The organism is Acidobacteriota bacterium, from assembly GCA_034211275.1.
GTDB lineage: Bacteria > Acidobacteriota > Thermoanaerobaculia > Multivoradales > JAHZIX01 > JAGQSE01.
In genome coordinates, this window is sequence record JAXHTF010000250.1 from 1 (window position 1) to 8,870 (window position 8,870).

Annotated in this window: 10 protein-coding genes; 4 read left to right on the top strand and 6 right to left on the bottom strand. The window is 68.6% G+C overall.

Annotation, left to right across the window (positions count from 1 at the left end; genetic code table 11):
* From SX243_23730 to SX243_23755, 6 genes are all read right to left on the bottom strand, one after another.
* A partial coding sequence (locus SX243_23730; GenBank protein ID MDY7095997.1) for a hypothetical protein occupies nucleotides 1–744 on the bottom strand: 744 nt, incomplete at its 3' end.
* A gap of 64 nt (nucleotides 745–808) precedes the next feature.
* A complete protein-coding gene (aroA, locus tag SX243_23735; protein MDY7095998.1) occupies nucleotides 809–2,221 on the bottom strand; it encodes a 3-phosphoshikimate 1-carboxyvinyltransferase in 1,413 nt (470 codons plus the stop codon).
* Nucleotides 2,193–2,975 (bottom strand): MBL fold metallo-hydrolase, encoded by a 783-nt coding sequence (locus SX243_23740; GenBank protein ID MDY7095999.1) that lies wholly within the window; start codon nucleotides 2,973–2,975, stop codon nucleotides 2,193–2,195. Before SX243_23740 ends, aroA begins: the two co-directional genes overlap by 29 nt.
* Nucleotides 2,972–3,763 carry a UDP-2,3-diacylglucosamine diphosphatase gene (locus SX243_23745; protein ID MDY7096000.1) on the bottom strand — a complete coding sequence of 264 codons (792 nt, stop codon included), beginning with the start codon at nucleotides 3,761–3,763 and terminating at the stop codon, nucleotides 2,972–2,974. The genes SX243_23740 and SX243_23745 overlap by 4 nt, the downstream gene beginning before the upstream one ends.
* A 40-nt stretch (nucleotides 3,764–3,803) precedes the next feature.
* The gene (locus SX243_23750; GenBank protein MDY7096001.1) at nucleotides 3,804–4,895 is read right to left on the bottom strand and encodes an Mrp/NBP35 family ATP-binding protein; all 1,092 of its coding nucleotides are present in this window, start codon (nucleotides 4,893–4,895) and stop codon (nucleotides 3,804–3,806) included.
* Nucleotides 4,896–5,326: 431 nt separating this feature from the next.
* Nucleotides 5,327–6,097 carry a lysophospholipid acyltransferase family protein gene (locus SX243_23755; protein ID MDY7096002.1) on the bottom strand — a complete coding sequence of 257 codons (771 nt, stop codon included), beginning with the start codon at nucleotides 6,095–6,097 and terminating at the stop codon, nucleotides 5,327–5,329.
* Nucleotides 6,098–6,165: 68 nt separating this feature from the next.
* Between SX243_23755 and SX243_23760 the strand changes: the two genes are divergently transcribed.
* From SX243_23760 to SX243_23775, 4 genes are all read left to right on the top strand, one after another.
* A complete protein-coding gene (locus SX243_23760) occupies nucleotides 6,166–6,573 on the top strand; it encodes a hypothetical protein (protein ID MDY7096003.1) in 408 nt (135 codons plus the stop codon).
* Entirely contained in the window at nucleotides 6,570–7,331 is a 762-nt protein-coding gene (locus SX243_23765) for an ABC transporter permease (protein ID MDY7096004.1), read from the top strand. The genes SX243_23760 and SX243_23765 overlap by 4 nt, the downstream gene beginning before the upstream one ends.
* A gap of 26 nt (nucleotides 7,332–7,357) precedes the next feature.
* On the top strand, nucleotides 7,358–8,116 hold the full coding sequence (locus SX243_23770) for an ABC transporter ATP-binding protein (GenBank protein MDY7096005.1): 759 nt from the start codon (nucleotides 7,358–7,360) through the stop codon (nucleotides 8,114–8,116).
* Nucleotides 8,106–8,870: MlaD family protein (locus SX243_23775; GenBank protein MDY7096006.1), on the top strand; the 765-nt coding region annotated here is incomplete at its 3' end. The genes SX243_23770 and SX243_23775, both read left to right, overlap by 11 nt.

The following is an 8,870-nucleotide window of genomic DNA, read 5'->3' on the forward strand; positions in this document are numbered from 1 at the left end:
CTCGAAACGGCCCCGGGCGAGCAGCAAACGAGCCAGCTCCAGGCCCTCGCCGGCATCCGATTCCGCCCGCCAGCGATCCATCGCCGCCGAGCAACGACCGGAGGCGGCGAGCTCCAGCATGTCTGCCTCCGCCGGCGACCACAGATTCTGCGCACCCGGCGCAGAGAGCACCGCCACCGCTGAGGCCAGATCTTCCGCCCGCGCCAGAACCCGTCGCTCGAAAGCCCGGGGACCAGCGATGCGCAGGCGGCGGCGATCCTCCCACCGCAGCTCCACTGCCAGCGCGCCGCGGGCCGTGGCGGCCTCCCGCTGCCAGAGGAACGGAGCGTGCTCGAAGAGATCCGCCAGAAGCTGGTTCGGGGACTCCGGCGTCAAGCTCTGGTGCCAACGCTCCAGGAGCCTTCGCCCGGCCTTGCGGGCTTCTCCTCGGCCGGCGAGGTTGCCGTCCTGCTCCAGGCCGAAGAGCTCTCCGAGCAAGTCCCGCAGCAGCTCCTGAGGCAGAGCAGCGCCCGCCCCCGCTTGTGCCGCCACCGTGCCCAGCAGGCCATCGCCGTCAATGCGGGCACCGCTCCAGCCGTCCACCAGGCACCAGCCCGCCCGCCGCAAGTGGGCGAGCAGCGCCGCTCCCTGGAGCAGCACCGCCAAGCGGCGGCGGTCGCTCAGACGGTTTTCTTGCAGGCTAGCCCCGGCTCTCTCTTGCAGCGCGGGATGAATGACTTCGTCCGCCGGCACGCTCCTACTCATGATCACCTCGGCTCACGATGGCGCTCATGGGAAGAAGCTCATAAAGGTTCATGGGCGGCCCAACTCAGCCTTGGACGAGGGTCTCCAGGTCGTTCCAGAAGCCGGGATAGGACTTCCCCACCACCTCCGGATGGCGAATCTCCACGCCGCCCCGGCGTAGCCCCACCAACGCCAGGCTCATGGCGATGCGGTGATCGTCCCAGGTGTCCACCGCCACCGTTGGCCGATCGGTGGACAAGTCAGCGGGCACGCCGTCGGCCCATACCCCGGGGATCACCAGACCGTCGTCCAGCTCCTCCACCGGCACCCCCAGCTTGCGCAGCTCCGTGGCCATGGCCAGCAGGCGGTCGCTTTCCTTGATGCGCAGATGGGGCACATTCTCGATGCGGGTCACCCCCCGGCAGAAGGGCGCCAGGGCTGCCAGGGTGGGCACTTGATCCGGCATGGCGGACATGTCCACCGTGCGCCCCATCAGCTGTCCGCGGCCGACCACCGCCACCGACTCATCCCCGCTGCGCTCCCAGCGCACCGCCGCGCCGAGCTGCTCCAGAAGATCGAAGAGTCCCCGATCCCCCTGCCGCGAGTCGCGGTCGAGGCCCGCCACGGTGACCCCACTGCCTCCCGCACAGAGGGCCGCGGCAGCAGCGGGGTAGCACGCAGCGGAAAAATCCGCCTCCACGGTGAGCTGCTGCGGAGCCCGGAGCCCCGGCTCGACCCGATAGACCTGCGCCTCCGGGCGGCTCACCCGGCCGCCGAAGGTCTTCACCATGTCGAGGGTGAGATCCAGATAGGGCGCCGAGGTCATGGCGGTGACCTCCACCGTCACCGGTGCCGGCGCCCGCAGCGCCGCCTGCAGCACCGCCGAGAGATATTGGCTCGACTCCCCGGCGTCGAGAGTCGTAGTGCCGCCCTGGAGGCTGCCGCCCTCGATCTCCAGCGGCGCGAAGCCGTCCCCGGCGGGGCAGTGAATGTGCGCTCCCAGCCCTCGCAGCGCCGCCAGCAGAGGGCCCACCGGCCGCTCCCGCAGCCGCTCCGTGCCGTCCAACCGCCAGCGGCCGGGAAGGGCGCAGAGGGTTGCGGTGAGGAATCGGAACATGGTGCCGGCATTGCCGCAGAAGATCTCTCCGGAAGCCGGCGGCTCCCCGGGGGTCAGGCGGACCGCGGCGCCGGGATCGCCCCCCTCGGCATCGACAGCTTCGGCATCGCCCCCCTCATCCAGCTCCACCTCGAAGCCGCAGGTCTCGAGGGCGGCGAGGAAGAGCCGAGTGTCCTGCGCCAGCAACGGACGCCGCACGGTTAACGGAGCTCCAGCCGTGCCGAATCCCGCCAGCAGGGCGAGGTTGAAGCTGCGGTGGGACAGGCTCTTGGACGGTGGCGGCGTCACCGTCCCCGTCACCGTCACCGGCCCTGGGACGACGAGGCTCGGGGGAGCGGCTTCGCCGCCGGTCTCAAGCGAGCTCGATGTGGAGTCCGTCATAGCCAAACTCAACTCCTGGAGGTAGCTCCACCTGGGGGAGGTCGTAGTCCACCGCGTGGCTCAGATGAGTGAAGACGGTGCGCCGGGCTCCCACCCGCCGGGACACCGCCAGGGCTTCCTCGATGGTGAAGTGGGTCGGATGAGGATGGTAGCGCAAAGCGCCGAGAATCAGCACTTCCACCCCCGCCAACAGGGCGAGGCTGGCCTCCGGGATGGCGCTGCAATCGGTGATGTAGGCCAGCGGCCCCAAGCGGTAGCCGTAGACCTCCAAGCGCCCGTGGAGCACCGGCACCGGCACCACGGTTCGGCCGAAGAGAGCAAAAGGGCCGTCCACCGGCTCCAGCGTCAGGTCCGGCTTGCCGCCCCCCTCTTGGGTCTCCTCGAAGACGTAGGCGAAGATGCGCCGCAAGGCCGCCAGAGTCTCCCGGGAGCCGTAGCACGGCAGGCTCGACCGCTGGCGGAAGTTGAACGCTCGGACGTCGTCGAGGCCGAAGATGTGGTCGGCGTGGGCGTGGGTGTAGAGGATGGCGTCGAGGCGGCTCATGCCCTCCCGCACCGCCTGCAGCCGCAGCTCCGGAGCGGTATCGATGAGCACCGCCCGCTCCTGGCCCCCGCCGTCGGCGAAGCGCAGGAGGACGCTGGGACGGGTGCGGCGGTTGCGCGGGCTGGAGGAGGTGCACACCGGGCAGTCGCAGCCGATCACCGGCACGCCGGAGGAGGTGCCGCTGCCGAGCATGGTGAGCTGCAGGCTCACGGCTTCGAGTCGCTGGGGTTGGCGGCCTCGGGACCAGTCCCCGGTAGCTCCACCGGTCCTGGCAGCTCCACCCGGCGGCTGTTGAACCAGGCGTCGAGGAGCCAGACTTCTCCACCGTCCACGGTCCAGCGCCGCGGCTCGTGGAAATGCCCCAGCACCAGTACGTCGTAGCCCTCCGCCAGGCGCCGCTCGCCGTAGGCTCGGATCACCGCCTCGGGGATCTCCCGCTTGTGTTTGAAGTTGGTGCGCGACAGCCGCCGGTCGGTGGCGTGGATCCACCGCCGGCTCAGGGCCCGGGGGATCAGCCGCACGGCCCAGCGCGTCGGCGGGCTCTTGGACAGCCAGCGCCAGAATCGGTATTGGTAATCGCGGTCGTTGAGACCGTCGCCGTGCACCGCCAAGAAGCGCCGGCCGCCGACCTCGAAGGAGGTCTCCAGCACCACCGCGTCGAAGTCCTCGCGGTAAGGGCCGGAGCCGACGAAGAAGTCCCGGTTGCCCTCCACATACTCCACCCGCACCCCCTGGCGCCGCAGCTCCGCCACCGCCGCCAACACCGCCCGTACCTCCGGTGTCTCGAAGCCCGGCAGGGCCACCCAGACGTGGAAGATATCCCCCAAGAGCACCACCCGCCGGCAGCCGGCGGCGGCCACCTCCCGAAGCTGCTCGACCAGCGGCGCCGCCTCCCCACCGGGGCCACCCAGGTGAGAATCGGCGATGACGGCTACGCTCTCGGGAGTGACGCTCTCGGGAGTGACGCTGTCGGGGGTGACGCTGTCAGATGGGACCATGGACGATGCTCGAGCTTTCCGATTCAGACGATGGGCGAGCTCAAACGATGGACAAGCTAGGCCGCTCGCTCTCGCCGGCGGCGACCTCGTCCACCACCGCCTCGGCGATCTCCCGGAAGGCCTTCGCGTGGGGCCCCTCGGGCTGGCTCACCACGATAGGCTCGCCCTCATCGCCGCCCAACACGATGGCCGCATCGAGGGGGATCTTGCCCAGCAGCCGCGTCCCCAGCTCCTGGGCCGTGCGTTCGCCGCCGCCGCTGCTGAAGACCTCCGTGGCCTCGCCGCAGTGGGGGCAGACGAAGGTGGACATATTCTCCACGATACCCACCACCGGCACATTGACCTTGCGGAACATGTGGAAGCCCTTGCGGGCGTCGATGAGGGCCACGTCCTGGGGCGTGGTCACCACCACCGCGCCGGAGAGCGGCACCTTCTGGCTGAGGGTCAGCTGAGCGTCACCGGTGCCCGGCGGCATGTCCACCACCAGGTAGTCCAACGGCCCCCAATCGACGTCGCCGAGCATCTGCTCCAGCGCCCGCATGACCATGGGACCGCGCCAGATCACCGGCGTGTCCGTATCGACCAAAAAGCCCAAAGACATGACCTGGATGCCGTGGCGCTCGAGGGTCTGGAGTCGGTTGTCGATGACCCGCGGCTTGTCCTCGATGCCGAACATGGTGGGCACCGAGGGCCCGTAGATGTCGGCGTCCAGCAACCCGGTGGAATGCCCCAAGCGCGCCAGGCTCACCGCCAGGTTGGCCGCCACGGTGGATTTGCCCACGCCCCCCTTGCCGCTGGCCACCGCTACCACGTGCCGCACCTCGGGGATCAGTTTGGGATCCCGGGCGGTGGCCTGTTGGGTGCGCTGCTGGGGGGTCGGCGGCGCGTTGACCCGCAGCTGCAGGTCGACCGCGGTAACCCCCGGCAGCTGCCCCACCTCCGCCTCGACGGCGCCTCGAATCTTCTTCGCCGCCTCCGGATTGTGGGTCGCCACCTCCATCACCACCCGCGCCACGCCACCATCGACGGTGACGCCGCGGACGAAGCCGAAGGAGACCACGTCCCGCTTCATGCCCGGAAAGTGGACTTTCTTCAGCGCTTGCCAGATTTGTTCTTCGAGCTCTTCGGCCATATCGATCCATCCTTCTCGCGTGCTGGTGCTCGTGGAGTGTGCCCGGTCTCGTCAGGGAAAGGAGATTGCGGTGTGTTGCGAACGGGCGATTCCCCGGTCCCCGGGCTTCCCGTGGATGATAACCCACCCCTTGGGAGCGCCCCCGCCCTCGCCCCGGGATCCCTGAGAGCACCAGCTTCTATTGCCGGCTCCGGTCAGCGCCCAGATCGAAAGCCCCACCCTCGCCCCGGGATCAATCCCGAGGCTACCCAGGACACCGCCGGATGAATCCGGCTCCCAGAATCTGCTCCACCACACCCTCCCCTCCGGAGCCAGCGGAGCTGGCGGCATTGTAGTAGCCCGGGGATTGGATCCCCGGGCGGGACCGCCTGGACCACAAGTACCGGCTACTCGGGCTCAACGCCCCACCCCCGGGGACACCGAGCAGCGCATCAGCCTTCTTCGGACTTCGCTAGAGGTTCTACTGGAGGCCCCTCCGCCAACCCCCGCCCACTGAGCTCCGCCACCTCCCGGCGCACCCTCTGCATCAACTCCTTGCGGCCCCGTAGGCCGTATTCAGCGGGGTCCAAAGGCTCGCCGAAGTGCACGGTGATGGTGCCCGGGCGGACTCGCAGGGTGGTGCGGGGGAGGATGGTGTGGGTGCCCTCGACGCCCACCGGCACGATGGGCAGGCCGGCCTTGAGGGCGAGGAGGAAGCCACCGCGCTGGAAGGTGTGGACCTTGCCGTCGCGGCTGCGAGTGCCCTCCGGAAAGAGGATCAGAGCACCACCGTGGCGCAACTGCTCGATGGCCGCCTGGAAACTCTCCTTGGCGCGGCTGCGGTCCTCGCGATCCACCGGGATGAATCCCCCGGCATGGAGCGCCCAGCCGAAGAGGGGCACCTGGAAGAGGGTGCGCTTGGCCATGAAGCGCACCCGCCCCGGCACGGACACGATGAGCGCCGGGATGTCGTACCAGCTCACGTGGTTGGCCAGGAAGATGCCACCGGCCAGCTGCTGGGCCTCGGCGGAGCCGACCCGGCGCACCCGCACGCCGCTGCCCCACAGCCACCAATGGGACCACAGGCGCGCGAAGACCGTCACCATCCAGCCGCGGGGCGGAACCCAGAACGTCAACAACGAGCCCGTGGCGCAACAAATCGTCGCCACGGCCAGATTCAACCAACCGAAGACCGTGGCCAGGAAGCTCAAGATCGTTCTCATGAAGTCGTCATTCTCGCCTGTCGCGCCGCCGTCGTCCACCCTCGTCAGTCCTGGTATGATCAACCTCCATGTCGCGTTTGCGTCTCACCTCCCAGCGTTTTCTCTTCCTGCGCCTGCTCAGCCTGAGCCTGGTCGTCGGAGCGCTCTACGATCTGAGCTTCGCCGCCCTGATGGTGCTGGCGCCCCAGCTGCCGGCCAAGATCCTGGGGCTCCCCCTTCCCGGGGAGGCCTTCTACCTCTGGTTGATGGCGGTCTTCCTGCTCATGCTGGCTGGGCTCTACATCCTGGCCGCCCGCGAGCCACGGCGCTATAGCGCGGTGATTCTGGTGGCCATCGGTGGCCGGTTCCTCGGGGCCGTGGCCTTCGCCGCGGCGGCCTTCGGCAACCCGGATCTCGGGGGCCTCTACCCGCTGGCCGCGGCGGATCTTCTCTTCGCCATCGCCCACGCCGCCTTCTGGGGCCCCATCCGCTCGTGAGCGCCGACACCTCCTTCGGCATGGTGCGCCAGGCGGGGTCCATCGCCATCCTCTCCGGCCGCGCCTTCGTCGCCCTGGTGCGGCCCCCCTATGAGCTGCGCACCTGGATCCGCCAGATGGAGCTCATCGGCGTCCAATCCCTGGGAGTGGCGGGGATTACCGCCTTGTTCACCGGCATGGTGCTGGCGCTGCAGACGGCCTACAGCTTGCCCACCCTGGGCATCAAGTACTACATCGCCTCGGTGGTGGCCAAATCCCTCACCCGAGAGCTCGGCCCGGTGCTGGTGGCGCTGGTGGTGGGCGGACGCATCGGGGCCGGCATGACCGCCGAGCTGGGCACCATGCAGGTCACGGAGCAAATCGACGCCCTGCGCTCCATGGCCGCCGACCCGGTGAAGAAGCTCGTCGCCCCCAAGCTCGCCGCCACTCTGGTCATGCTCCCCGCCCTCACGGTCCTGGGGGACGCCCTGGGCATTCTCGGCGGCCTGGGCATCGCCGTCTTCCAGCTCAACCTGCCGGCGGGGCTGTACATCAACGACGTCGTCACCTCCCTGACCTTGGGGGACTTCTTGAGCGGCATCGGCAAATCCTTCTTCTTCGCCTACTTCATCGCCATCATCGGTTGCCACAACGGCCTCCACGCCCGCGGCGGCGCCGACGGCGTCGGCCGTGCCACCACCTCCACCGTGGTGATGGGAGCGATCATGGTGCTGGTGGCGGATTTCCTGCTCACCAAGCTCTTCTATATGCTCTTCTAAGAGCTCAGCCGCTCAGAAAGTCCACCGTGTCCGAACCCCTATTCCAGATCCAGCACCTGACCAAGAGCTACGGCGGCCGCCGGGTCCTCGACGACCTCACCTTCGATATCCACGCCGGGGAGTGCCTGGTGATCCTTGGCCGCTCCGGCAGCGGCAAGAGCGTCACCCTGCGACAGCTCAACGGCCTCGAGCGCCCCGACTCGGGGCGGGTGATCTTCGACGGCCTCGACCTCTCCGAGCTCACCGAGCGCCAGCTCTACCCGGTGCGCCGGCGGGTCTCCATGCTTTTCCAGGGTGGTGCCCTCTTCGATTCCCTGAACGTCTACGAGAACATCGCCTTCCCGCTGCGCGAGCACACCGACCTGGACGAGGAGGCCATCGCCGCTACCGTGCGCCGCAAGCTCGATCTGGTGCGCCTGGCGGATATCGAGGACCGCATGCCCTCGGCCCTTTCCGGCGGCATGCGCAAGCGGGTGGCGCTGGCCCGCTCGCTGGCCCTGGATCCCAAGGTGGTGCTCTTCGACGAGCCCACCACCGGCCTCGACCCCATGACCGCCGCCACCATCGGCCACCTGATTCGCAATATCCAGCGGGAGCTCGGCGTCACCGCCGTAGTGGTGACCCACGATCTGCCCCTCACCGACCGGGTGGCGGATCGCATCGCATTCCTGGACGCCGGCAGTTTCCGCTTCACCGGCACGCTGGACCAGGCCCGGGCCTCTGAGGATCGCCTGCTGCGGGCCTTCCTGGAAGGGCGGGAGGAGGAACGAGAAGATGTCGCTTAAGAGCCCGGAGCTTCGAGTCGGCGCGGTGGTCCTCACCGCCCTTGTCATCCTGCTGGCGGCGGTGCTGCTGGTGGGCGAGCAGGATCATCTCTTCTCCCAAAAGAACGAGTACTTCATCCGCTTTCCCAACGTCCTCGGCCTGACCCCGGGCAATCCGGTGCAGCTGAGCGGCGTCAACGTCGGCCGGGTGGACCGCATCGTGGTCCCCGACGAAATCGAAAAGCAGATGCTCGAGGTGTGGATCTCCGTCGACGAACGCTACGCCCAACGGTTGCGCACCGACTCCCAGGCGAGCATCAAGACCCTGGGACTGCTGGGAGACAAATACATCGAGATCACCTCCGGCACCGCGACGGCGGAGGAGCTGCCGTCCGGCGCCGAGATCGAGACCGCTCCCACCACCGAGCTCGACGAGCTCCTGGCCTCCGGCGGGGACATGATGGACAACCTGGTCGCCATCTCCGTCTCGTTGAAGGATTTGCTGGTCCAGATCCAAAGCGGCGAGGGCTATCTGGGGGCTCTCATCGCCACCCCCGGCCCCGGCGAGCCCACCGCCCAGGAGATGCGCGCCGACCTGGCCGCGACGCTGCACTCCTTCTCCCTCGCCGCCAGCGCGCTGGAAAACGGCGACGGAACCCTGCCGCGACTGATCAACGATCCCAATCTGGCCAATCGCCTCGACGCCTCCTTGGAGCGCCTGGAGGGCATCCTCGCCGACGTCTCCGAGGGCGACGGCATGCTGCCCATGATGCTC